The following is a 25161-nucleotide window of genomic DNA, read 5'->3' on the forward strand; positions in this document are numbered from 1 at the left end:
CCCCTTAGCCGATCTTGAGGAGGCCCGAGGGCAATTGGATGAGCAGCAGCTTGTCGAGCACGTACCAGCAGACCAGCGGCACCAGCGCCGCGATCGCGACCGCCTTGCCCCACGGCACCGGATCGATCACCCGCAACAGCACGATCAGCAGCAGCGTGGTCGAGATCAGGAAGCCGAGCGGCTCGAACAACACCGTAAACACGACCAGCGCCGCGATGACGATCAGCGGCTTGGTCCACAGCACGTTCTGCCACAGCGAGCGGAAGGTCGGGCCGCCCTCCTTGATCGCCGAGAGCAGGATGATGAGCGAGAACAGCACCATCAGCAGCCCGGCATAGAACATCACATAGCCGGAGCCGGGATCATGGATCGTGCCGAGCTGCAATGCATAGCCCGACCAGACGACGAAGGCACTCAATGCGAGGCCGAAGATGCCGGCCCACAGTTCGGTGTTGTCGATTTTCACGTTTCTTACCCCTTAAGCGCCGGTCCCCGTGCGCCTACCCTATTCATTCTATCCTGTGGCCGAGCACCGCGATGCGTCCCATCCCGATCACTCCAGCCGGTTCGCGGGCGCCCGGCCAGCACGGCCGGATCGGGACGCCCGTCCCGTCCTTGTGGCGATCAAGCCCTAGACGCGTTGGCAGTTCGGCTCCAGTTCCGGCAGTCAGACCTCAATTTGCTTTCTTCCCAAGTCCCAGGCTTTCCACCACCTTGCGCTCGCTGGCGGTCACGTCCTTGACGAACTGCACGTAGTCAGCCGTGTTCTTGTAATTGACGACCATATCGTACTTGGCGAGCGTCGCCTTGATCGCCGGGTCGTCGATCGCCGCCTTGAAGGCGTCGTGCAACTTGGCGACCACCTTCGGATCCATTCCCTTCGGACCGGCGATGCCGAACGGGGAATCAAACACGAACGGATAGCCGAGCTCCTTCAGCGTCGGCACGTTCGGATAGTTCGGCGAACGCTCGGCGGTCCACAGCATCAGCAGGCGCAGCTTGCCGGAATCCACCAGTGGCTTCCATCCAGTCGAGTCCGCCTGCAACATGGTGTGCCCACCGAGCACCGCGGCATTCGTCTCCGCGCCGCCCTTGAACGGAACCTGGGTGAGTTTGATGCCGGCCTGCGACGCGATCTGCTCCATGCCGATGTGCAGCGAACCGCCGGCGCCGGGCGAGGCATAGGTCACCTTGCCCGGATTGGCCTTGGCATAGGTGATCACGTCCTGCCAGGTCTTGAACGGCCCTTCCGCACTCGTAGTGACACCGAAGGTGTAGCCGGTGAGGTGAACGATATAGGTGAAATCCTTGTCCGCATCCCAGGTGGTCTGCTGCATCAAGGGCAGACGAAAGACCGTGATCGGAATTTGCGAGATCGTGTAGCCATCCGGCTTAGCGGAGGCGGCCATGGTGGCCGGTCCGACCGTGCCGTTGCCGCCTGCTCTGTTCTCGATCACGATCGGCTGGCCGAGATGCTTGCCTGCCACTTCGGCGATCGCGCGCAGGGTGATGTCGGTGGAGCCGCCTGCTGGCCACGGAACGATCAGCGTGATCGGCTTGGTGGGGAAGTCCTGCGCCCTGACTTCGGCAACGGAGAACGCTGCGGCGGCAATCGCCAGGCCGAGGCCCGCTATCGATGCCCTCATCCTGCCGCGGATCATTGTCATGTCATCTCCTCTCGCATTTCCCCTGTGCGAGTTCGCGACGTGTCGTCGGAACCGATTTGTTATGGTTGAGGTGGCTCACCGGCCATCAGTGCAGACGTCACTGCAAGCTTCCGTCCAGCAGGCCGAGTGCCCGAACCGTCTTTCAACCCGTTGAACGAGCCTGGCGGCGAGCGGTTTCATCTAATCCGGCTCTGCGACGGACTGTCAACCTGTTCCGCGATGCAAAACGAGACGGCGACGAAACGCCGCCTCGCTGTGGATCACGAGTGCGTTCCAATTATTGGACCGCGTGCATGTCTCCTCTGTGCGCGTCAATCTTTCTTGGCGAGGCCGAGTTTGGTCAGGTTCGCACGCTCGGAGACCATGTAGTCGGCGACGAACTTGGTATAGGTCGCCGCATCCATGTAGTTCGGCACCATCTCGTATTTGACGAAGGCCTCCTTCACCGCCGGCTCTTCCGACGCCTTCTTGAACGCATCCTGCAACCTGGCGACGATCTTCGGATCCATGCCTTTCGGACCGGCGAGTCCCCACGGCGATTCGAACACGAACGGAACGCCGAGTTCCTTCAGCGTCGGTACGTCAGGCACCTTCTGCACCCGCTCCGCCGACCAGACGTTGACGAACGTCAGCTTGCCTGCATCAGCGAGCTGTTTCGCATCGAGGCCGCTGACGCCGCACATCGTGTGGTTGCCCGCCACCGCGATGTTGACCTCGTTGGTGCTCTTGAACGGCACCTCGGTAAATTTGACGCCGAGATTGGCGGCGATCAGCTCCATGCCGATGTTGTTGGAGGTGCCGTGGCCGGGCGAGGCGTAGGTCAGCTTGCCCGGATTCGCCTTCGCATAGTCGACGACGTCCTTCCAGCTCTTGAGTTTGCTCTCGGCGCTGCAATAGGTCGCGAACACATAGCCGGCGATGTTGGCGATGTAGGTGAAATCCTTCAGCGGATCATAGGTCGCGCCTTGCATGATCGGCAGGCGGAAGACGCCGATCGGAATTTGCGCGATGGTGTAGCCGTCGGGCTTGGCCGTCGCCGCCATGGTGGCGCCGCCGACCGTACCGCCGCCACCCGCCTTGTTCTCGATCACGATCGGCTGGCCGAGATGTTTCGACGCGGCCTCGGCCAGCGTCCGCAGCGTGATGTCGGTCTGCCCGCCCGCAGCCCACGGCACGATCAGCGTCACCGGACGCGTCGGATAGTCCTGGGCCCAGGCGGCAGGCGCGAGCGCCGCGAAGGCCGTGATTGCCAGCGCAAGGCTTGCCGCCACGCGCATCGGGCCGGAGATCGTCGTCATTTCTTCCCTCGTTTTGTTCTCTTGCGGCCGCAAGGCGAAGGCCCCCGACCGGTTCTTGATGTGCCGTTCAGGCAGGCGGACGTCGTGTCGCCCCACACATTTGCAGCGCGCGAGACGGACCTCATGCCGCGGAAACGTTTCCAACAGTGCTCTTGAAACATGCGGAAGCGCAGCCGCATGCATCTAATCCGCCCTGCGGTCGCACTGTCAATCGCTGCTGGCTATCCAGAACCGCCGCGACGGAGCGAGACCGCATGCCCGCGGTCTCGCTACAACGCCCCCGCCTCGAGCCTAGTCCTTCTTGGCGAGGCCGAGCTTGGTGAGGCTTTCGCGCTCGGATTTCATGTAATCGGCAACGAACGCGGTGTAGGTGGCCGCATCCATGTAGTTGGCGATCATGTCGTACTTGTCGAGCGCATCCTGAACGAGTTTATCGTCCAGCGCCTTGCGGAACGCGTCCTGCAACTTGAGGACGACTTTCGGGTCCATGCCCTTCGGTCCCGCGAAGCCCCATGGCGAGTCGAACACGAACGGATAACCCAGCTCCTTCAATGTCGGCACGCCAGGCAGCTTCGCATTCGGCTTCGCCGTCCAGACGTTGACGAACTTCACCTTGCCTGCATCCGCGAGCGGCTTGGCATCGAGCCCGGTTGCACCACACATCGTATGGTTGCCGGCGACCGCGACATTCACCTCGTTGGTGCTCTTGAACGGTACCTCGGTAAACTTGACGCCGGAGTGTGCCGCCATCAGGTCCATGCCGATGTTCGGCGAGGTGCCATGACCGGGCGAGGCATAGGTGAGCTTGCCGGGATTGGCCTTCGCGAACGCGATCACGTCGTTCCAGCTGTTCAGCTTGCTTTCGGTGGAACAGTAGGTCGCGAATACGTAACCCGCGTAGTTGCCGATGTAGGTGAAGTCCTTCACCGGATCGTAGGTCGCTCCCTGCATGATCGGCAGGCGGAAGATGCTGATCGGGATCTGGGCGATGGTGTAACCGTCCGGCTTGGCGGAGGCTGCCATGGTCGCGCCGCCCACCGTGCCGCCGCCGCCCGCCTTGTTCTCAATCACGATCGGCTGGCCGAGATGCTTCGAAGCCGCCTCCGCCATCGTGCGAATGGTGATGTCGGTGGCGCCGCCCGCAGCCCACGGCACGATCAGCGTCACCGGACGTGTCGGAAAGCTCTGCGCGGATGCTGATGTCGTCGCGACGCCGAACGCTGCCAGCGCGAGGGCGAAGGCAACCGGGATCCGCCGATGCCCGCAGTCGTGCCTCTTGGACTCCGGCTCGCGTCCATACCGCGCATGTCCATCCTTCTCATGCACATGTTTCTCGCGCACATGCTTCTCATGCATGTGCGTTTCATGCCCATGACTCATGAGCGTTCTCCCTCTCCTCCTGTGCGAACCGTCCGGCGTCTCGTTGGGTGGAGCCGGTTCGATCCCGATCAAACGCCTCTGCGGCGCGGCGGCGATGCACGATACGACGCCGCGCCGCCCTCAGTCCTTCCGCTCCATGCCGATACGCTTTAGCAGCGCCGTCTCGAGCTTGATCTGCTCGGCCACCGCGGCGTTATAATCCGCCGTGTTCTTGTAGTTCGGCACCATGTCGAAGCGCGCCAGCGTCTCGACCACTTGCGGTTCTTCGAGCGCCTTCTTGAAGGCATCGTGGATCTTCTGCACCACCTTCGGGTCCATGCCCTTCGGCCCGGCAAGCCCCCAAGGGCTGTCGATCACGTACGGATAGCCGAGGTCCTGCAGCGTCGGAATGTCGGGCAGGAACGACACGCGCTTGGCGGTCCAGACATTGAGGAAGCGCGCCTTGCCGGCATCGACCAGCGGCTTGACGCTGGTGCCGCTCGCACCGACCATGACGTGACCGCCGGCGATCGCCGCATTCACCTCGGCTGCGCCCTTGAACGGAACGTGGGTGAACTTCACGCCGGACTTCTCCGCCAGCATCTCCATGCCGAGATGCAGCGACGAGCCGGAACCTGTCGAGCCATAGGTGACCTTGCCGGGATTCGCCTTGGCATAGGCGATCACGTCTTCCCATTTTTTGAACGGTGTGTCGGCGCCGGTGAAGGCTGCGAACACGTAGCCGGTGAGATGGATGATGTAGGTGAAGTCGTCCGCCCTCCAGGTCGTCTTCTGCATCAGCGGCAGGCGATAGACCGTGATCGGCATCTGCGCGAGGGTGTAACCGTCGGGCTTGGCGGTCGCAGCCATCGCCGCCGGCCCCACCGTGCCCGCACCGCCGGCCTTGTTTTCGATCACGATCGGCTGGCCGAGATGCTTCGCGGCAGCCTCCGCCATCGCCCGCATGGTCACGTCGGTCGGCCCGCCCGCGGGCCAGGGCACGATCAATGTGATCGGTTTGCTCGGATAGTCATCGGCGGACGCAGGCACAGCTCCTGCGATCAATCCTGCGGCGGCGAGCGCAGCCGTCAGCAAACGGAATCCTCCCGTCATGATATGTCGTTCCCTCCCTCGTCGGCGGCGCCTGGTTGTTGTTGTCGTGGCCCGCCTCTCTCGCGCGCCGGCATCAAACCAGACTTCGGCCCCGGGCGAGAAGCAGAATCTGCTGCGCACACGGCGCCGGATCACGACAAAGAGTCTTGCCGAACCCGTTCCGAATTCGCGCGCTGCGTGTACGAATTCGGCGCACGCTGCGCCGCGCCATGACATGATCAGCAAAACTGTTTGCACTGCACAGTGCGACATTTTGACAGTGCACGTTGCAGGCAATCAGGCGTGCGTGCCGTTGCGCAGCACCGCGCTGAGGCACTCCCGCGCGGCTTGACAGCTCGCCCATCATGCATCATATGAAGTTACATGAGACGAGACAGCAGACTTTCCGCCACGCTGCACGCGTTGCTGCACATGGCCGAGCGCGGCCAGCCGATGACCTCGGCCGAACTCGCACACTGCATGATGACCAATGCCGTCGTCGTCCGGCGTACCATGAGCGGCCTGCGCGAGGCCGGTCTCGTTCGGTCCGAGAAGGGGCATGGCGGCGGCTGGGAGATCGCCTGCGATCTCAGCAAGGTCACGCTGAAGGACATTTACGACGCACTCGGCGCCCCCACCCTGCTCGCCATCGGCGTGCACATCGAGCATCCGGAGTGCCTGGTCGAGCAGGCCGTCAACCGGTCGCTCAATGGCGCGTTCCGCGATGCCGAACAACTGCTGATTGCGAGGCTGGGCGATGTGACGCTCGCCAAGCTCGCCGACGAATTCCGCAGCGGCCTCGCCAAACACCGCAAGCAAAATCGAAAGAACGCCTCATGTTAGACGCCATCATCGTCGGCGGCAGCTATGCCGGCCTCTCCGCGGCCTTGCAGCTTGCCCGCGCCCGCCGCGAGATCCTGGTGATCGACGGCGGCCGCCGCCGCAACCGCTTCGCCGAGGCATCGCACGGCTTCCTCGGTCAGGACGGCCGCGCACCCGGCGCGATCGCCGACGACGCGCGCGCGCAGCTGGCGGCCTATCCGACCGTCCGCTGGATCGACGCGCAGGCTGAACGATCGCAGGCGATCGCCCAAGGCTTCGCCATCGAGACCCCCGGCGCGACCCACGACGCACGCCGGCTGATCCTCGCCACCGGCGTCGTCGATGCGCTGCCCGCGATCCCCGGCCTCGCCGAGCGCTGGGGCAGAAGCGTCTTCCACTGCCCGTACTGCCACGGCTACGAGCTCAACAAGGGCCGCATCGGCGTGCTCGGCATCTCGCCGATGTCGATGCATCACGCGCTGATGCTGCCCGACTGGGGCGAGACCACGTTCTTCGTCAACGATGCGTTCGCGCTCGACGAGACGCAGATCGCGCAACTGCGCAAGCGCGGTGTCCGCATCGAACACGAGCCGGTCGCGGCGATCTCAGGCGACGCCGACGTGCGGCTGCGGGACGGGCGCACCATCACCCTCGACGGCCTGTTCACGATGACGCAGACACAGCCGGCGAGCCCGCTCGCCGAACGGCTCGGCTGCGCGCTCGAAGACGGACCGGCCGGTCCCTACATCCGCACCGACATGACCAAGGAAACGTCGGTTCCCGGCGTGTTCGCCTGCGGCGACCTCGCGCGCGCGGCAGGCTCGGTGGCCCTCGCCGTCGGCGACGGCGCCCAGGCCGGGGTGTCGGCGCACCGCTCGCTGATCTTCGAGGGACTGTAGCGGCGACGGCGCGAGGACGTCAGAACGTCACGCAGTCCGGATGCGCACCGGAAGCGAGCGGAAACCGCGGATGAAGTTGGAATAGAGCCGCTTCGGCTCGCCGACGACATCGATCACGAATCCGCGTTCGAGGATCGCCTCCCACAAAATCCTGAGTTGCAGCTCGGCGAGCCTGTCGCCGACGCAGCGATGCACGCCCGCGCCAAAGGCGAGGTGCTGGCGCGGCTTGGCGCGATCGATGACGAAGCGGTCGGCGTGTTCGATCTTCTTCTCGTCGCGATTGCCGGAGATGTACCACATCACCACCTTGTCGCCCGCGCGGATCGTCTTGCCGCCGATCTCCGCATCGACGCGCGCCGTGCGGCGCATGTGCAGCACCGGCGATTGATAGCGGATGATCTCCGAGACGAGGCTCGGGATCAGCGCCGGATTGCCGCGCAGCTTCTCCGCCTCCTCCGGATAGTCATGCAGCGCAAGCACGCCGCCGGTCATCGAGTTGCGCGTCGTATCGTTGCCGCCAACGATCAACAGGCCGATCGTGCCGGTGAGTTCGCGCACGCCCATGTCGCGGGTGGCCGCGCCATGGGCGAGCATCGACACCAGATCGAACTTCGGTTCGACCGCCGCACGGCGATCCCATAGCGCCTTGAAACAGGCCGCCATCTCGCCGAGCTTCTCGGAGCGCTCATCCTCCGACGTGATCGGAGACTCCGGCGAGTTGATGTTGGCAATCGCGACATCCGACCAATAGGTCAGCTTGCGGCGCTCCTCCATCGGAAAGTCGAACAGCGTCGCCAGCATCATCGCCGTCAGCTCGACCGAGACGCGGTCCGCCCAGTCGAAGGTTTCGTTGCGCGGCAGGCCGTCCAGCACCCGTGCGGTTCGCTCGCGGATGACCGGCTCGAAGTTGGCAAGATGGGTCGGCGCGACGATCGGCGCAACGATCCTTCGCTGCGCGGTGTGCCCCGGCGGGTCCATGCGGATGAAGCTGATGGTCTCCTTGCCCTTGGGCTGATCGGTGACCTGAATGCCGCCGAGTTCGGAGCTTGACGAATAGGTCGAGTGATCGAGTTCGACCTTCAGGATGTCGTCGTATGTCGTCACCGACCAGTACGGACCGAACGCGCTGTCGCGGCAATAGTGAACCGGATCCTCCGCACGCAGCCGCGCAAACAGCGGCCGCCAGGTGTCGTCTTGATAGAGTTGCGGATCGCTGACGTCGATCGCATCAAGCGGCAGCCTCGTTGCAAAATCCCGTGCGCCGCGCTGCGTGCTCTGCATGGCGTCTCTCCCAATGACAATGCACGATGTGACAATAGATATTGGTCCGCCGCTGGTGGTGACGGCCTGCGCTTCTCCGGCGCCTCGCAGCATGCATCAGAACTATTTGCTAGTTGGAAAGCAAGCAAAATGCTAGCGAAGGTGTCCGCGTTCAACAAATCCACAACGGCCCGCAAAGAGGCCGGCTTCCGGAGGACCCTATGCTCAGACCCGTCAGACCCGTCCCGTTCCAACCGATCATGTCCCGATCGGCCAAGCCATCGCTATCGTTCGCCGTGGCGATCATCGCGGGCGCCCTCGCGGCAACGCCGTCGCTCGCGCAGAAGGCCTATGGCCCCGGCGTCTCCGACACCGAGATCAAGATCGGCAACCTGATGCCCTATAGCGGCCCAGCCTCGGCCTATGCCTCGATCGGCAAGGCGGAAGCTGCCTACTTCAAGAAGATCAACGAGGACGGCGGGATCAACGGCCGCAAGATCACCTTCATCACCTATGACGATGGCTACAGCCCGCCGAAGGCGATGGAGCAGACCCGCAAACTCGTCGAGAGCGACGAGGTGCTCTTGATCTTCCAGGCGCTCGGCACGCCGTCCAACACGGCGACGCAGAAGTATCTGAACACGAAGAAGGTGCCGCAACTGTTCGTCGGCTCCGGCGCTTCGAAGTGGGGCGACCCGCAGAACTTCCCCTGGACCATGGGCTGGCAGCCGACCTACCAGAGCGAGGGCCGCATCTACGCGAAGTACATCCTCGACAAGCATCCCAACGGCAAGATCGCCGTGCTCTGGCAGAACGACGACTCCGCCAAGGATACGCTGAAGGGTCTGCGCGAAGGCCTCGGCGACAAGGCCAACATGATCATCGCCGACAAATCCTACGAGGTGACCGATCCGACGGTGGACTCCCAGATCGTCGCGCTGAAGGATTCCGGCGCGGACGTCTTCCTGACGTTCACCGCACCGAAGGCTGCCGCGCAGGCGATCCGCAAAGTCGCCGAACTCGGCTGGAAGCCGGTGTTCTTCCTGTCCAACACCTCGACCTCGGTGGCCACCGTGCTGCGCCCTGCAGGTTTTGACAACGCCAAGGGCATCATCTCGACCGCCTACCTGAAGGATGCCACCGACCCGGCCTGGAAGGACGATCCCGCAACGAAAGCGTGGCTCGCCTACATGGATAAGTATTTTCCGGACGGCGACAAAAGCAACGCCAACAACATCTACGGCTATGTCGCAGCGCAAGCGCTGGTGCAGGTGCTGAAGCAGTGCGGCGACGATCTCACCCGTGAGAACGTGATGAAGCAGGCTGCCAGCCTGAAGGGCTTCACGTCGGAGATGATGCTGCCCGGCATCAGCGCCAACACCAGCGCCACCGACTTCTATCCGCTGGAGCAGATGCAGCTGATGCGGTTCGACGGCGAGGCCTGGCAGCTGTTCGGCGACGTCATCGATGCCAGCACAGCGCGGAAGTAGCCGTCCGCGCTCCCGCTCAGCGACAACGGCCGTCGCGAAGGCTCGCGGCGGCCGTTGCTCTTCAGAATGCGCGGATTCGGCTTACTTCTTGGCGAGACCGATGTCGGTCAGCGCCTTCTTTTCCGACACCATGAAGTCCTGCACGAACTTGGTGTAGTCGGCGCTGTTCATGTAGTTTGGCACCATCTCGAACTTGTCGAAGGCGGCGAGCACATGCGGGTCCTCGAGCGCCTTCTTGAACGCGTCGTGAATCTTCGCCACCACCTTCGGGTCCATGCCCTTCGGGCCTGCGAGGCCGAACGGCGAGTCGAACACGAACGGCAGCCCCACTTCCTTCAGCGTCGGCACATCGGGGAACAGCTTGACGCGGTTGGCGGTCCAGATCGTCAGGTAGCGCAGCTTGCCGGCATCGGCGAGCGGCTTGCCGCTGGTGCCCGACGCACCGAGCATGGTGTGGCCGCCGGCAACGGCGACATTGACCTCGGACGCGCCCTTGAACGGCACATGCGTCAGCTTGATGCCTTCCTTCGCCGCCATCTGCTCCATGCCGATGTGCAGCGAGGTGCCTGCGCCCGGCGTCGCATAGGTGACCTTGCCCGGGTTCGCCTTCGCGTACTCGACGACCTCCTTCCAGGTCTTGAAGCCGGACTGTTCGCTGGCAAAGGTCGCGAACACATAGCCCGTCAGATGGATGATGTAGGTGAAGTCCTTCAGCGGGTCCCAGGTCGCGTCCTGCATGATCGGCAGGCGATAGACGCCGATCGGGATCTGCGAGAGCGTATAGCCGTCGGGCTTGGCGGTGGCCGCCATGGTCGCCGGTCCCAGCGCGCCGCCGCCGCCGGCCTTGTTCTCGATCAGGATCGGCTGGCCGAGATGCTTGGAAGCGGCTTCGGCGATCGCACGCATGGCGACGTCGGTCGGGCCGCCCGCAGTCCACGGGATGATCAGCGTCACGGGCTTGGTGGGATAGTCCTGCGCGTTCGCGGAAGGCCCGAACGTGGCCAGGGCGGCAGCCGCGCCGAAGGCCACCAGGAGTTGGCGTCGAATCATGATCGTCCTTTTTGTTGTTTTTGCCGGATGCGGCGGCGCCTTAGCCCGCGGCCGGAACCGGCGCAAGCGCAGATGAGGCAGCACTGCCGTTCCTGGATGGACCCGACGCCACGACAGACGATGATGCGCGGCGCGGCCGCAAAACCTCCGACCGCAATCGGCGAACCGTCTGTCCGCTATGCTCCCATGCCGCGAACTCATTTCCCGCTTCAGCGATTCTGTGCCAGATTGCCGCGATAAAAGGGAATGAAACAATCGTCCATGGCCAAGCTGCAGGATGAATATTCCATGCGGCCTGACCGAGGCGGGCGCCGGGAGCCACGCATGCAGGGCAAGGTGCGAACCAAGCTGCGCAACGCCGACCTGACCTCGGCCCAGCGCTGGACGATCATGGGCGGCGCGGCGCTGATGCTCAGCCTCGCCATGGGCATGCGGCAGACCTTCGGCCTGTTCCAGCCCGAGGTGGTGAAGGCGATAGGCATCACCAGTTCCGATTTCTCCCTCGCCATGGCCTTGCAGAACGCGATCTGGGGCATCACCCAGCCGTTCGTCGGCCTGCTGGCCGACCGGCACGGGTCCCGCTACGTCATGTTGGGCGGGGCGCTCTGCTACGCCACCGGCCTCGTGATCATCATCTTCTCGACCTCGGCCGCCGTCCTGATCCTGGGCATGGGCTTCTGTGTCGGGGTGGCGCTGTCGTGCACCGCCACCAGCATCACCATGAGCGTCACCACCCGCGCCGCGGTACCGGCCCGGCGCAGCATCGCTATGGGCGCAGTGGCCGCCATGGGCTCGCTGGGGCTCGTGGTGGCGTCGCCACTGGCCCAGACGCTGATGACCGCCTTCAATTGGCAAATCGCACTGGTGGGCTTCCTGGGGCTTGCAGCGGTCATGGTTCCGGCCGCCCTGCTGGCCGGGAAGGCGGACGGGGTCGAAGTTCCCGCATCCGACGACCCGGAGGCGACCTTCCGCAAGACCCTGCAGATGGCGTTCGGACACTCGGGCTACGTCACCATGGCGCTGGCGTTCTTCGTCTGCGGCCTGCAGCTCGTGTTCATGACCAACCACCTGCCGAACTACCTGGCGATCTGCGGCATGGACCCTTCCCTCAGCGCCACGGCGCTGGCGCTGATCGGCCTGTTCAACGTGTTCGGCTGCTACCTGTTCGGCTGGCTCGGCAGCTTCCTGCCGAAGCAGTACCTGCTCGGCGGGCTGTACATCACCCGCTCGCTGGCCATCGGGCTCTACTTCATGTTCCCGCCGACCCCGCTGACCACCGTGCTGTTCGCGGCCACCCTCGGCACCCTGTGGCTCGGCGCCGCGACCCTGATCAACGGCCTCGTCGTCCAGCTGTTCGGCCTGCGCTTCATGGCGACGCTGACCGGTATCGCCTTCCTGAGCCATCAGACCGGCTCGTTCATCGGCGCCTGGGGCGGCGGACTGATCTACGACATGCTCGGCAGCTATGACGTTGCCTGGAAGTCTGCGGTGGTGGTCGGGCTGATCGCCGGAACGTTCCAACTGATGATGAACGTGCGACCGCCGAAGCTGCAGGAGGCGCCCCAGGCAGCCGCTGCCGCGGCTTGAGCCTTGAGCGGACTAAGCCAGCGGCGCGTACGTCAGGTACGCCAGCCGCTTCATCTCACGACGGGTCTTGGTCACGGTGCTCAGCACGAGGCCGATGGAAAAACTCATCACGCTGATCAGCATCAGCCCGGTGGCCAGCACCGCGGTCGGCAGCTTCGGCACCAGCCCGGTGGCCAGAAAATGGATCACCACCGGGATTCCGAACCAAAGGCTGGCGATCGCAAAACCGACGCCCAACAGACCGAACAGTTGCAGCGGCCGCTCGTCCTTCACCAGCCGCGCGATCAGGACCAGGATGCGGAAGCCATCGCGAAAGGTCGAGAGCTTGCTCGCCGAGCCTTCCGGGCGGACGCCATAGGCGGTCGGCACCTCGCTTGAAGGCATGCGCAGCTCGAGCGCATGGATCGTCAGCTCGGTCTCGATCTCGAAGCCCTTCGACTGCGCCGGGAACGACTTGACGAACCGGCGCGAGAACACCTTGTAACCGGACAGCATGTCGCTGAACTGATAGCCGAAGGTCCATTGCACGAGGCCGCTCAGGACGCGATTGCCGAAGCGGTGGCCGGCCCGATAGGCCTCCGCCTCCTTGCCGACCCGGGCGCCGTTGACGAAGTCGAGCGACTGACTGCGCAGCAGCGCGATCAGCTTCGGCGCGGCCTCGAGATCATAGGTGTTGTCCCCGTCCACCATCACGTAGATGTCCGCGTCGATGTCCGCAAACATCCGCCGGATCACGTTGCCCTTGCCCTGATAGCGCTCGATGCCGACCACCGCCCCTGCCCGCTGCGCGATCGCTGCGGTCTCGTCGGTGGAGTTGTTGTCGTAGACATAGACGGTCGCGGTCGGCAGCGCCGCCTTGGCGCGCGCAACGACGGCGGCGACGGTCAGCGCCTCATTGTAGCAAGGTACGATGACCGCGATCCGCGGCGCAGCCGACACAGCATCGGCGTTCATGCGACGCTCCGCACGATCGGCCAGGCTGTCCTTGCGGAGTTTCTATAGCGTCGCGGCATGATCTGTTCCGAAAGTGACACCGGCTTTCGGGATCATGCAGGCCGAATCAGATCGCGTCAGACCCCGTGGTAGTCACGATACCACGCAACCGTCTTGCGTATGCCCTCCTCGATCGAGGTCTTCGGCGTGAAGCCGATCGCGCGTGCCAGATCCTCGATATCGGCGTAAGTCTCGGGGACATCGCCGGGCTGCATCGGCAGAAACTGCTTGTCCGCCGCTCGCCCCAATTCCTTCTCGAACAGGCTGACCACCTTCATCAGCTCTTCCGGCTTGTTGTTGCCGATGTTGTAGACCCGCCAGGGCGCGGCGCTGCTGCCGGGATCGAAGCTCGCACCGTTCGCTTGCGGCGGTTTGTCCATCAGCCGCACGATCGCTTCGGCAACGTCGTCGACATAGGTGAAATCGCGCCGCATGTTGCCGTTGTTGAACAGCTTGATCGGCTTGCCCTGGGCGATCGCGTCCGCGAACAGGTAGGTCGCCATGTCCGGACGGCCCCACGGGCCATAGACGGTGAAGAAACGCAGGCCGGTGCACGGCAGCCCATAAAGGTGGCTGTAGGAGTGCGCCATCAGCTCGTTGGCCTTCTTGGTCGCCGCATACAGGCTGACCGGATGATCGACGCTGTCGTGGATCGAAAACGGCACCTTCTTGTTGGCGCCGTAGACCGACGACGACGAGGCATAGAGCAGATGCCTGCAGCCGTTGTGGCGGCAACCTTCGAGGATGTTGAGAAAGCCGTCGAGATTGGCGCTCGCATAAACGTGCGGATGCTCGATCGAGTAGCGCACACCGGGCTGGGCGGCGAGGTGGATGACGCGGCCGAACCTGTGCTGCTTGAACAGGGTGAACAGGTCGTCCTGTTTGGCGATGTCGAGCTTCTCGAAGGCGAACCTGTCGTGGTTACGCAGGATCGACAGCCGCGCCTCCTTCAGCGACGGGTCGTAATAGGCATTCATGTTGTCGATGCCGACCACCGTACGGCCTTGCTGGAGCAGACGCTGCGCGACATGCAGACCGATGAAGCCCGCAGCCCCCGTCACCAGAATTGCATCGTCGGTCGCATTGTTCGGAGCCACCTTGCCTGAAGCCATAATCGCCTGCGACCTCATCTTAGTTCCATGATCCGAGGCGACGAAAGCCGATCATGATGTCATTTCTTTGCTACCGCGTGCCGCGATGTTGAGCATGACGATCGTGCGACAGTTCCGTGGCCATGATGCGCTATCGCCCCGTCTGAACAACGTCCTGAAGGTATTGTCCGTAATCGTTGTTGTAGTCGCGCGCGAGCCTGAGCATCTGCTCCGACGAGATGAAGCCATTGCGCCAGGCGATCTCTTCCAGGCAGGCGATCTTCAAGCCCTGCCGCCGCTCGATCGTCTCGACGAACTGCGCGGCCTCGAGCAAACTCGACGGGGTTCCGGTATCGAGCCAGGCCATGCCGCGCGGCATGCGCTGCACGGTCAGGTCGCCGCGCGCGAGATAAACATTGTTGATCGACGTGATCTCCCGCTCGCCGCGCGGCGAAGGCTTCACCTCTTTCGCAATGTCGTACACGTCGCCGTCATAGAAGTAGAGGCCGGTGACCGCGAGATTGGACTTCGGCGCGTCCGGCTTCTCCTCGATCGACAGCGCCCGGCCCGTCGCATCCATCTCGACAATGCCGAAGGCCCGCGGGTTGGGCACCGCGTAGGCAAACACCGTCGCCCCCCGCTTCAGCTCCGCTGCAGTCTTGACCAAACCGGTGAGGCCCGCCCCATAGAAGATGTTGTCGCCCAGCGCCAATGCGGTGGGGGCACCGCCGCCGAACATCTCGCCGATGATGAATGCTTCCGCGAGCCCGCCCGGACTGTCCTGCACCGCATAGTCGATGCTCATGCCCCATTGGCGGCCATCGCCCAACAGCTCGCGATAGAGCGGCAGCGCCTCCGGCGTCGAGATGATCAGATGCTCGCGAATGCCCGCCAGCATCAGCACCGACAGCGGATAGTAGATCATCGGCTTGTCGTAGATCGGCAACAGCTGCTTCGAGATCGCACGCGTGATCGGATAGAGCCGCGTGCCCCGCCCTCCCGCCAAAATGATGCCTTTCATGAGCCCGCCCCTGTCGCCTTGCCGCTTGCGTCGGCCACCAGGCGCCTGACCACGCCAGGCAGGCTCTCCCGCCAGTCCGGCAGCGCGATGCCGAATGTGGCCTGCAGCTTTCCGCAATCCAACCGTGAATTCGCCGGCCGTCTCGCCGGTGTCGGATACTCCGCCGTCGTGATCGGCACAACGGGCACCGAGCGATGGCCCGCCTCGTCCGCAAGACGCATGATCGCCCGCGCAAACCCACACCATGTGGTCTCGCCGCGCGCAGCCAGATGAAAGATACCGCACGCGTCCGACGCCGTACCTGAGAGCATCGTCCGCGCGATGGCGAGCAGCGCCGCCGCTATATCGTGAGCCGACGTCGGATTGCCTGTCTGGTCGTCCACCACGCGCAGCGCCTCGCGCTCGCGCGCCAGCCGCAGCATCGTCTTGACGAAGTTGCTGCCGTAGGCGCTGTAGACCCACGCGGTGCGGACGATTAGCGCGTGCGGACAAACGTGCAGCACGGCCTGTTCGCCCTCGCGCTTTGAGCGGCCATAGACGCCAAGCGGCCCGGTCGCGTCGTGTTCGACATAGGCGGAGCTTTTCGCGCCATCGAACACATAATCCGTGGAGACGTGGATGAACGGGATGCCGCGCGCTGCCGCAATCCCTGCCAGCCAAGCGGCCCCGTCACGGTTCACCGCGAAGGCCCGCGCCGCTTCGCTCTCCGCCGCATCGACGGCGGTGTAAGCGGCGGCATTGATGATCACCTCCGGCGCCAACGCCGCGATCTGCTCCGCACCCGCCCTGCTTTCGAGATCAAGGTTTGGCCGGCCATATGCACGCAGGTCGATCCGCGCGGCCGAAGCCGCCTCAGCCAGCGCCTGTGCGAGCTGCCCCGTGCTGCCGGCGACCAGCACCTTCATCGCGGTGCAGCCTCGACGAGCCCCAACCGCTCGCCACGGTACACCCTGTCGCGGATCGGAGCCCACCAGTCGCGCCGATCGAGATACCAGCGCACGGTCTTCTCAAGACCCGTGTCGAAGGTCTCCTCCGCACGCCAGCCCAACTGCCTTTGAAGCTTGCTCGCATCGATCGCATAGCGCTGATCGTGTCCCGGACGATCGGTGACGAAGCTGATCAGGCTTTCATGCGGCGCAGGCTTCGGCGCAAGACGATCCATCAGATGGCAGATCGCCTGCACCACCTGCAGATTGCTGCGTTCGTTCGAACCGCCGACATTGTACTTCTCGCCAAGCCGCCCTTCGGTGACGATCAGATGCAACGCGCGGGCATGATCCTCGACATAGAGCCAATCGCGCACGTTCGAGCCATTGCCATAGACCGGCAGCGGTTTGCCTTCGAGCGCGTTGAGGATCGTCAGCGGGATCAGCTTCTCGGGGAAATGATAGGGCCCATAGTTGTTCGAGCAGTTGGAGATCAGAACCGGAATGCCATACGTCCGGTGCCAGGCCCGCACCAGGTGATCGGCCGCGGCCTTGCTTGCGGAATACGGCGACGACGGATCGTAGGTTGTCTGCTCGGTGAACAGGCCATCATCGCCGAGCGAACCATAAACCTCATCGGTCGAGACATGCAGGAAGCGGAAACCGTCACGCTTGGCCTGGCCGGCTTTATCCAGATAGGCGCGCACGGCCTCCAGCAGAACCGCCGTGCCCATCACATTGGTTTCGAGGAAAACCTGCGCCGACGCGATCGAACGATCCACGTGGCTTTCGGCGGCGAGGTGAACCACCGCATCAGGCTCGTAGCGCGCAAACACATCTGCCATCGCCTTCGGATCGCAAATGTTCGCCTTGACGAGGATATAGCCCGGGTCGCTCTCGATGCTCGCCAGCGACGTCAGCGTCGAGGCGTAGGTCAGGCAATCAACGTTGACCACCGACTGCTTCAGCGTGCCGACAAGATAGCGGCAGAGCGCCGACCCGATGAACCCTGCTCCGCCCGTCACCAGAAAACGCATGCTCACACCAAGCCAGGGAACACCACGCCGATATCGCCAAGGCGCGGCTGCTTGCGATCCTTCTCCGAGAGCGTCACCGCATCGGCGGCCACACCCCAATCGATGCCGAGCGCCGGATCGTTCCAGGCGATGCCGCGATCAGCCTGCGGCGCGTAATAATCCGTCGTTTTATACAGGACCTCGGTATCGTCCTCCAGCGTGAGATAGCCGTGCGCGAAGCCCACCGGCACCCAGAGCTGACGCCAATTTTCGGCCGAAAGCTCGACAGCAACGTGCCGGCCGAAGGTGGGCGAACCGTCGCGGATGTCGACGGCGACGTCCAGAATTCGGCCACGCGTTACGCGCACCAGTTTGCCCTGACCATGCGGAGGCACCTGAAAATGCAACCCGCGCAGGACACCTCGCGTCGTGGAATACACGTGGTTTTCCTGCACGAAGGCCGTCGGCACAGCATGGGCCGCAGCCTGATCGGCACGGTAGGTTTCCGAGAAGAACCCGCGTGCATCCGCGATCTTGCGCGGCGTGATCACGATCAGCCCCTCGATGTCAAAGCGCTGGAAGTCCACAGGTCACAGCTCACGAATGGAAGATTGGCCGCAGTAAGCAGGTTTCCCGGTTTGGATCAACGCAAGCCCGTTTCATGCCGGTACCGTATGCAGGGATCGCGCCCCTGAAACGACTGGCGCCGCGCGCGCTCCGGCCCTAAAAATAACCCATGGACACGCTGGTTAACGACGACGCGATCGCAACGCTCCGCAGCTGGATGACCGAGCATGCCCTGCCGCTGTGGGCGTCCACCGGCTGGGATGGCACCCATGGCGGCTTCGTCGAGCGGCTGGGCGCGGACGGAACCCCCGACCGCGACGCCCCGCGCCGGACGTTCGTGCAGGCGCGGCAGATCTACTGCTACGCCAAGGCGGCCCAGTTCGACTGGCACCCGAACGCCAAACAGATCGCTCTGGACGGCCTGGAGGCGCTGCTGAAGCTGCGCGGCACTGACACCGAGAACGGCTTTCCGCACCTCACGGCCGCCGACGGCGCCGTGCTGGACGCGAAGCGCGACACCTACGATCTCGCCTTCGTGCTGCTGGCGCAGGCGACCCTGCTGGGATTGACCGGTGACGCGCAAGTGCGCGCCGAAATCGATCGCAACCTGCTGTTCCTCGACCAGAAGCTGCGCTCCTCCCATGGCGGCTTCGTCGAGGAGCTGCCACAGCGGCCACCGCGACGGCAGAATCCGCAGATGCATCTGTTCGAGGCGATGATCGCCCTGTTCGATGCCACCGGCGAGCCGGTGTTCCAGCAGCGCGCTGGTGAGTTCTTCGGCCTGTTCTCGGCGAGCCTGTTCGATGGCCGCTCGGCCACGCTCGGCGAATACTATGAGGAGGACTGGTCCAACATTCAGCCGGTACGGGTCGAGCCCGGACATCTGGCGGAATGGACTTGGCTGCTGAAAGGCTTCGAGCGGATCACAGGCTGCCCGACGGGCCGGCACCGCTCGGCGCTGATGCCCTCGCTGCTGCGCTACCGCGACGCCAGCGGCTGCCTTACCGACGAGGGCGACCGCGACGGCACCATCACCCAAACGACCCGCAAGCTCTGGCCGCAGACGGAACTGGCGAAGGCCTGGATCGCGCAGGCCGAAGGGGGCGAAGACGGGGCCGCCGACGAGGCCCGCCAGGCGTTGGCACGGCTGCAGGCCCTCTATCTCGACCACCCGGTGCGTGGCGGCTGGCACGCCCAGCTCGACGCGGATGGCCGCTCGACCATCGACACCATCCCGGCATCAGCGCTCTACCACATCCTCTGCGCGCTCTCGGAGGCGCAGCAGGTGCTGGCGTAAAGTGCTTCAACCGCCTGCGCGATTGTAGACGTCGTCCAGACGGACAATATCATCTTCACTGAGCACTTCCAGGATTGGCAAGCCGATGAACGGGCTGATCGAAATTTAGGTCGGTTCTCGCCGAGCCGCGCCCCCACACATACCAGCCCCAGTGCTCGGAACGATGAGCATGCGTTTGCAGCGGAGTCGTGCATCAGGTTTTACTAGGATGCTTGACCAGATGGCGCCCCGCTCGACTGTCTCAGGCCACAGCCGCACCCTGCTCCGCGCACGTGATGACCGAGGTTATCATTCGGCGCATCGCCGTTTCGACTGTAGATCAATCTACAGCACGCAGACCTGAGGCTTAGTACTGATTGAGTATCTGGACGCCGGCCTTCGGCCAACATTGTTTCAAGCGCAGCAAGCATTGGCACAGCTAAATGAAAATCGACTCTGACGCTACCTCTGATACACTCAACGATATCTTGCTAGTAGAGGATTTATAACTTGAAGCTCACATGGAACACTCCGACAATCCGGTGGGTCTATTTTCTCTCAGCATTGGTCAGCATTTCGCTCTCAGTTTGGAGCGCCATTGTTCAGGAGATTCCAAATCAGGATGCGCTGTACTATCTTCGTGCTGCAGAACTTTTCTCCGAAAGCAAGTGGAGCGAAGGGTTAGGTGTCTACCGGTGGCCTTTTTATAGCCTGCTTGTTTCGGGAATACAGATTAGCGTTGGAACCTCAACACTTGTTGCCGCGCAAATTCTTAACGCGGCACTCGACTGTATGACAGTCGTAACCTTTATAGCACTATTGAACGTACTTTCCCGCGGGCGTGGTGTTAACTTTGCTATTTTTGCGGCAGCTATTATCTTGCTACATCCACGCCTTACTCAATTGCGCCCTGTTGTCGTTCGAGATCACGGTTTTTTTTGCTTTCTCTTCCTAACCCTTTATTTTGTCGCAAGCGATCAACAATACCCTCGTGTACTAAAAAAAGCTCTGATTATTGCGGCGATCCTCCTAGCAACGTTATTTCGAGTAGAAGCTCTCTTCCTCTGCCTACTCGTCGCCGCGTACTACTTGTTTGCCGGTGCAAAACGAGCGGCTTCACGTGCTCTCATTTTAATTGGCGTGCTTGTCATCTCAACTTTGCTTGTTCCCGGATACATTGGCTGGACAAGCGGAGTATTCATCACGGGCTTTACGACTGGCCATTTTGGGTTCGACACGTTCTTTGCGTGGTCTCTCAGTCTCAAAGAGCAATTCTCTAAACTGACTTCCGATCTAGCGGCACTCCTACCGCCCTCTAGAAATATTGGAGGAATTGCATATGCGGGCATCGTAGGTGCAATTACTATCGATACTGGCCTCCGCGCTCTTACCTTTCCAATAGCAATTCTCGCACTCCTCAGTTTTTTCCCACGACCGTTGATGCCAAGGGAATCGAGCAGACTTGTTCTCTGGTTTGCAGGATGGCAAATACCGCTATTGATGGTATTCGCCGCGCTCAGTCTGTTCATCGACTGGCGTTATGCCATGGCCTTTGCCTTTGTAATGACTATTCCCGCTGTGTTCACCGCATATGAGGCGGGCGCACAGTGGGCATCCGGGACTGTCCGCGGCCGCCTCCTATTCGCAGCAACGCTCTTAACAATCGCTGTGCCGTGGTGCATTGCCTTTCCGCGAGATCAGCAGCTGGAGTATCTGCGCGAGGCTGGGATTTGGATTCAGAAGAATTTACATCCAGATGCAAAAATTCTTATCAACGATGCGCGTATTGCGTACTTTTCTGGACGCCCCCTAGAAAAACTAATTGTCACCTCCGTTCCAACAGAGAACGACATCCGACAATCGAATTACGTAGTCGTCGAAACTCCAAACAAAAACGCCCAAAGGTACTCTACGCTTCAAGATGAAGGACACATAGTAGGTAAAGTAATTGGAAGCCGAGGTCGCAGCGTTACTATTTACCAAGTTCATTGAGACTCAGTGTATATCCGAGCTAGGCCTTTGCGCGCCCTTAAACTCAGGGACAGCCCCCTTCAGGATAGATCGTACTTTCCCGCTGTCGCGCTTGTCTACCGCAGCACGCAAGTCATTTATCCACCCCTGTAGAACAGTTATTGGCGGCTCGTTGGGCTTTGCAGCCATCACGCCGTCGACACCAATTTCAGTCGGCGGCTCCTCGTTCGCGAAGAGGATCTCGTGCAATCGCTCGCCAGGCCGCATGCCCGTGAAAACAACCTCGATATCTTCCCCAGGCACAAAGCCCGAAAGCCGAATCAAACGGTCCGCAAGATCTGCGATTTTTACCGGCTGTCCCATATTCAGCACATAAACCGACACGTCCCGGGTTGCCGTTTTCAGTGCATGACTAGCAGCCGTGAGAACAAGATCACAGGCTTCACGGATCGTCATGAAAAACCGAACCATGTCCGGATGGGTAACAGTCACCGGACCGCCAGCCTCGATTTGCGACTTGAACTTCGGCACCACGGAACCATTCGAGGCCAGCACGTTGCCGAAACGCACCGAGATAAACCGCGTTGCAGTCTCCCTTGAATCCGACGTCGCAATGTTGTGGTCCAGCGCCTGACAGTACATCTCGGCAAAGCGCTTCGTCAGGCCAAGCATCGAAACCGGCTCGATAGCCTTGTCGGTGGAAATCATGACCATCGCCTGTGCCCCCGCAGCGAGGGCCGCGTCCGCAACGTTGATCGTACCAAAAATATTGGTCTTCACCCCCTCGCCAAAGTCACGCTCCAGGATCGGCACGTGCTTCAACGCGGCTGCATGAAATACGATATCCGGCTTGAATTCGGCCATCACCGTGAAAATACGATCACGGTCGCGGATATCGGCGATCCGGCCGGCGATTTCGACATCGGCGGCGACGGCGTTTAATCCTTCTTGAATCGCATAGAGTGCTGGCTCGGCATTCTCGAGAATCATGAGACGCGCCGCGCCGAAAGTCACGACGCGACGGCAGATTTCCGAACCGATCGAACCGCCGCCACCTGTCACAAGCACAGACCGACCTTTGACCAGACCTTCAAGGCGAGCATAATCGATCTTCACGGCGGGGCGCAGAAGCAAATCCTCTACCGCGACAGGAGCGAGTTTTAGTGGCTCTCGTCCGTCTTCCATCGCCGGCAGACGGCTGACGCGCAGCCCCGCCTTGCGTGCAGCACTTAACAAGTGCTCAGGCCCGTTCTCGATCACAAGCGCGGACGGCGTCATCACCAAGCGCTCGATCGACCGCTTGCGACTGGCGAGTTGCTCAAGCGCCTTGGCAAGATCGTCAGTTCCACCAAGGACAGGCACCCCCCTGATCAACTGTCCTTGATCGGCCCTGGACGGAGAAAGTACTCCTACGGGCCAAATTTGGCGGAAGGCACCGCTCTCGACGCTGCGAAGTACTAACTCCACATCGGCCGCGACCCCGACAATAAGGGCTGGGGCTGCGTTCGAGGAGCGCGTCCGACTTCGAGTTCGGGTGTAGCGATAATACCGGTAAGCGATTCGAGAACCGCTCAAAAAAGCGATCTCAAAAAACCAGTAGGCAAGAATGGTTGCCTTTCCGAAGAAGAACGTACCATAAACATTTGGTGCAACAAAGACGTAGTCCAGTGCGATCAAAGCGACCGCCAAGACCGTTGCCGCTTTGACGATATTCAATAGATCGGGTGTCGAGATGAATCGCCATTTCGTCATCGTCAGATTGAAGGCGTAACAAACGGCGACGCTGAGAATGAGGAAATACGGCAGAATCCGCAGAAGCAATGGCAAACGCCCTGCGAAGTCCTCGTCACCAAAGCGGAAATAGAAGCTCAGAATAACCGCCGCTGCGGTCGCGAGAACATCATGCGTCGCAATCAGCAGGTTACGAAAAGTGAAAACAGGAAGCCTTGTCATATCAGCGGAATTTAATCGGCGTGCGGCCCCTAACCAAGCACACCTTGCGGGCGAGATTCTCCTAACAAATACAGTCGACTAGCACAACCAGCCCTGCCGGGCGCAAGCCCACAATCGCCGCTTTTCGCTACGCAGACTTCGCAGCCTTGCCCAAAGCACTCACGATCGTCTGCATTGTTTCCTCATCAAGATAGGGATGCATCGGGAGGCTGAGGACACGTTGCGATACTCGCTCCGACACGTCGGCCCCGCCGACCACACGGCAAAGCGACTGGTAAGCTGGCTGCTTGTGCAGAGGAATCGGATAGTGAACGGCGGTCGGCACCCCAACCTCTTTCAATGACCCGATCACTGCATCGCGCTTATCGGTCTGAACCGTGAATTGAGCCCAGACGCATGTCCGGTCGTTACGCACCACCGGCGCCTGAATACCAGGAATGGCCGCGACCATATCGCGGTAGGTTCGCCCCAAGCGAATGCGCTGCTCGACTTCCCAATCGAAAGTGTCGAGCTTTGCCAGGATAACCGCGCACTGGATCGTATCCATCCGCCCACCCACGCCGATGCGCGTGTGGTAGTAGCGGCTCTCCTGTCCATGGGTGCGGATCTCGCTCATCGCCTTGGCAAGCGCGTCGTCGGAGGCAAAGATGGCGCCACCGTCACCATAACAACCGAGCGGCTTGCTCGGGAAGAAGCTGGTGCAGCCAATTGAAGAGACGTTGCCACTTTTCCGCGAGCGATACTCGGCGCCAAAGCTTTGCGCAGCATCTTCGATGACAGGAATGCCGTGCTTGGCACCGATCGCGTTGATCTCGTCCATGTCGGCGGTCGCTCCGTAGAGCGAAACCGGCATGATCGCCTTGGTGCGCGACGTGATCGCCGCCTCAATCTTCTCCGGATCGATGTTGCATGTATCGGGCTCGACATCGACGAAGACCGGCGTCGCTCCGAGCAGCACGATGACTTCCGCCGTAGCAACGAACGTGAACGGCGTGGTGATCACCTCGTCCCCTCGCCCGACACCCAATGCCATCAGCGCGATCAGAAGCGCTTCCGTGCCGGACGCAACGCTGATGCAATGCTTTGCGCCTGTAAACGCAGCAAGCCGCTGCTCCATCTCTGCGACCTCGGGGCCCATGATGAACTGGCCGTGATCGAGCACCTTCTGAATGCGCTCGTTCACGGGTGCCCTAATCGACCGCAGCTGCGCCTTCAGATCAATGAACTCGATGGCCATGATCTACGCTCCTTCCGAAATGAGATTGCAGGCGTCAGCCTCGATCTGAAAAATCCTGCTGCACGAGGTGCAGGACACCTTCCCGGTTTTGGCTTTGGGCAACTGAACACCGCACTGGCACATCCAGCCAGCCCGGCGCGCTGGGACACCGACCATCAACGCATAGGGCGCTACGTCTCGATGGACGACCGCCCCCGCTCCAACAAACGCATATTCACCAATCGTCGTACCGCAAACGATCGTGCAGTTTGCCCCCAGCGAAGCGCCTTTGCGCACGAAGGTTTCCCGATACTCATCCTTACGAACGATGGCAGAACGCGGATTGTAAACATTCGTGAAGACCATGCTCGGCCCACAGAACACATCGTCCTCGATACGCACCGCGTCGAAAACAGAAACGTTGTTCTGGATTTTCACATTGTTGCCGATGACAACGTCATTGCCGACAAACACGTTTTGCCCAAGCGAGCAGTTCTTGCCGATCCTGGCTTTGCCGCAAACATGGACAAAGTGCCACACTCGACTGCCGTCACCGATCTCCGCCCCGTCGTCGACGATCGCGCTCGAATGAATCTGGACAGACATG

General features: G+C 62.0%; 22 protein-coding genes. 6 read left to right on the forward strand and 16 right to left on the reverse strand.

From position 1 onward, the window contains the following. Positions 1 to 4 precede the first annotated feature (4 nt). From X566_RS16780 to X566_RS16800, 5 genes are all read right to left on the reverse strand, one after another. Positions 5 to 466, reverse strand: coding sequence for a tripartite tricarboxylate transporter TctB family protein (locus X566_RS16780; RefSeq protein WP_034469532.1), 462 nt, complete (start codon positions 464 to 466; stop codon positions 5 to 7). A gap of 208 nt (positions 467 to 674) precedes the next feature. Next, positions 675 to 1646, reverse strand: a complete 972-nt coding sequence (locus tag X566_RS16785; RefSeq protein ID WP_152539961.1) for a tripartite tricarboxylate transporter substrate binding protein — start codon at positions 1644 to 1646, stop codon at positions 675 to 677. A 332-nt stretch (positions 1647 to 1978) separates the two neighbouring features. Beyond that, a complete protein-coding gene (locus tag X566_RS16790; protein ID WP_034469858.1) occupies positions 1979 to 2944 on the reverse strand; it encodes a tripartite tricarboxylate transporter substrate binding protein in 966 nt (321 codons plus the stop codon). A gap of 312 nt (positions 2945 to 3256) precedes the next feature. Then, positions 3257 to 4345, reverse strand: coding sequence for a tripartite tricarboxylate transporter substrate binding protein (locus tag X566_RS16795; RefSeq protein ID WP_244434814.1), 1089 nt, complete (start codon positions 4343 to 4345; stop codon positions 3257 to 3259). 120 nt (positions 4346 to 4465) lie between these two features. Continuing rightward, a complete protein-coding gene (locus X566_RS16800) occupies positions 4466 to 5437 on the reverse strand; it encodes a tripartite tricarboxylate transporter substrate binding protein (RefSeq protein ID WP_034469534.1) in 972 nt (323 codons plus the stop codon). Positions 5438 to 5800: 363 nt separating this feature from the next. On the opposite strand from X566_RS16800, the gene X566_RS16805 reads away from it, so the two are divergent. Together X566_RS16805 and X566_RS16810 are read left to right on the forward strand one after the other, a co-directional pair. Next, positions 5801 to 6259, forward strand: coding sequence for an Rrf2 family transcriptional regulator (locus X566_RS16805; protein ID WP_034469535.1), 459 nt, complete (start codon positions 5801 to 5803; stop codon positions 6257 to 6259). Further along, the gene (locus X566_RS16810) at positions 6253 to 7137 is read left to right on the forward strand and encodes an NAD(P)/FAD-dependent oxidoreductase (RefSeq protein ID WP_034469537.1); all 885 of its coding nucleotides are present in this window, start codon (positions 6253 to 6255) and stop codon (positions 7135 to 7137) included. Before X566_RS16805 ends, X566_RS16810 begins: the two co-directional genes overlap by 7 nt. Before the next feature lie 27 nt (positions 7138 to 7164). On the opposite strand, the gene X566_RS16815 is transcribed toward X566_RS16810, so the two are convergent. Continuing rightward, positions 7165 to 8418: a cytochrome P450 gene (locus X566_RS16815; protein ID WP_034469539.1), complete on the reverse strand. Its 1254-nt coding sequence runs from the start codon at positions 8416 to 8418 to the stop codon at positions 7165 to 7167. 239 nt (positions 8419 to 8657) lie between these two features. On the opposite strand from X566_RS16815, the gene X566_RS16820 reads away from it, so the two are divergent. Further along, positions 8658 to 9887, forward strand: a complete 1230-nt coding sequence (locus X566_RS16820) for an ABC transporter substrate-binding protein (protein WP_034469540.1) — start codon at positions 8658 to 8660, stop codon at positions 9885 to 9887. An 81-nt stretch (positions 9888 to 9968) separates the two neighbouring features. Here X566_RS16820 and X566_RS16825 read toward each other — a convergent pair whose 3' ends face one another. Continuing rightward, the gene (locus X566_RS16825; protein WP_034469544.1) at positions 9969 to 10937 is read right to left on the reverse strand and encodes a tripartite tricarboxylate transporter substrate binding protein; all 969 of its coding nucleotides are present in this window, start codon (positions 10935 to 10937) and stop codon (positions 9969 to 9971) included. 348 nt (positions 10938 to 11285) lie between these two features. Here X566_RS16825 and X566_RS16830 point away from each other — a divergent pair, with 348 nt between their 5' ends. Further along, complete coding sequence (locus X566_RS16830; RefSeq protein WP_034469860.1) at positions 11286 to 12524, forward strand: MFS transporter; 1239 nt, start codon at positions 11286 to 11288, stop codon at positions 12522 to 12524. A 12-nt stretch (positions 12525 to 12536) separates the two neighbouring features. Here the strand turns inward: X566_RS16830 and X566_RS16835 are convergent, their stop codons facing one another. The 6 genes from X566_RS16835 to rfbC all read right to left on the reverse strand — a co-directional run bounded on the left by X566_RS16835 (position 12537) and on the right by rfbC (position 18158). Further along, entirely contained in the window at positions 12537 to 13478 is a 942-nt protein-coding gene (locus X566_RS16835; protein ID WP_034469546.1) for a glycosyltransferase family 2 protein, read from the reverse strand. A gap of 116 nt (positions 13479 to 13594) precedes the next feature. After that, positions 13595 to 14629 carry an NAD-dependent epimerase gene (locus X566_RS16840; protein WP_051444280.1) on the reverse strand — a complete coding sequence of 345 codons (1035 nt, stop codon included), beginning with the start codon at positions 14627 to 14629 and terminating at the stop codon, positions 13595 to 13597. Between the two features lie 130 nt (positions 14630 to 14759). Further along, positions 14760 to 15629 (reverse strand): glucose-1-phosphate thymidylyltransferase RfbA, encoded by an 870-nt coding sequence (gene rfbA, locus X566_RS16845; protein WP_034469549.1) that lies wholly within the window; start codon positions 15627 to 15629, stop codon positions 14760 to 14762. Next, positions 15626 to 16534 carry a dTDP-4-dehydrorhamnose reductase gene (gene rfbD / locus X566_RS16850; protein ID WP_034469551.1) on the reverse strand — a complete coding sequence of 303 codons (909 nt, stop codon included), beginning with the start codon at positions 16532 to 16534 and terminating at the stop codon, positions 15626 to 15628. The genes rfbA and rfbD overlap by 4 nt, the downstream gene beginning before the upstream one ends. Continuing rightward, complete coding sequence (rfbB, locus tag X566_RS16855; RefSeq protein WP_034469554.1) at positions 16531 to 17592, reverse strand: dTDP-glucose 4,6-dehydratase; 1062 nt, start codon at positions 17590 to 17592, stop codon at positions 16531 to 16533. Before rfbB ends, rfbD begins: the two co-directional genes overlap by 4 nt. Before the next feature lie 2 nt (positions 17593 to 17594). Then, entirely contained in the window at positions 17595 to 18158 is a 564-nt protein-coding gene (gene rfbC / locus X566_RS16860) for a dTDP-4-dehydrorhamnose 3,5-epimerase (RefSeq protein WP_034469556.1), read from the reverse strand. Positions 18159 to 18307: 149 nt separating this feature from the next. Between rfbC and X566_RS16865 the strand changes: the two genes are divergently transcribed. Together X566_RS16865 and X566_RS24760 are read left to right on the forward strand one after the other, a co-directional pair. Then, positions 18308 to 19435 carry an AGE family epimerase/isomerase gene (locus X566_RS16865; RefSeq protein ID WP_034469560.1) on the forward strand — a complete coding sequence of 376 codons (1128 nt, stop codon included), beginning with the start codon at positions 18308 to 18310 and terminating at the stop codon, positions 19433 to 19435. Positions 19436 to 19924: 489 nt separating this feature from the next. Continuing rightward, positions 19925 to 21406: a hypothetical protein gene (locus X566_RS24760; RefSeq protein ID WP_152539941.1), complete on the forward strand. Its 1482-nt coding sequence runs from the start codon at positions 19925 to 19927 to the stop codon at positions 21404 to 21406. Positions 21407 to 21409: 3 nt separating this feature from the next. Here X566_RS24760 and X566_RS16875 read toward each other — a convergent pair whose 3' ends face one another. The 3 genes from X566_RS16875 to X566_RS16885 form a co-directional block, all read right to left on the reverse strand. Beyond that, entirely contained in the window at positions 21410 to 23338 is a 1929-nt protein-coding gene (locus X566_RS16875; RefSeq protein ID WP_034469564.1) for an SDR family NAD(P)-dependent oxidoreductase, read from the reverse strand. 127 nt (positions 23339 to 23465) lie between these two features. After that, positions 23466 to 24575, reverse strand: coding sequence for a DegT/DnrJ/EryC1/StrS aminotransferase family protein (locus tag X566_RS16880; RefSeq protein ID WP_152539942.1), 1110 nt, complete (start codon positions 24573 to 24575; stop codon positions 23466 to 23468). Between the two features lie 3 nt (positions 24576 to 24578). Next, a complete protein-coding gene (locus tag X566_RS16885) occupies positions 24579 to 25160 on the reverse strand; it encodes an acyltransferase (protein ID WP_034469566.1) in 582 nt (193 codons plus the stop codon). Position 25161: the final 1 nt, after the last annotated feature.

It is taken from the genome of Afipia sp. P52-10 (assembly GCF_000516555.1).
Taxonomy (GTDB): domain Bacteria; phylum Pseudomonadota; class Alphaproteobacteria; order Rhizobiales; family Xanthobacteraceae; genus P52-10.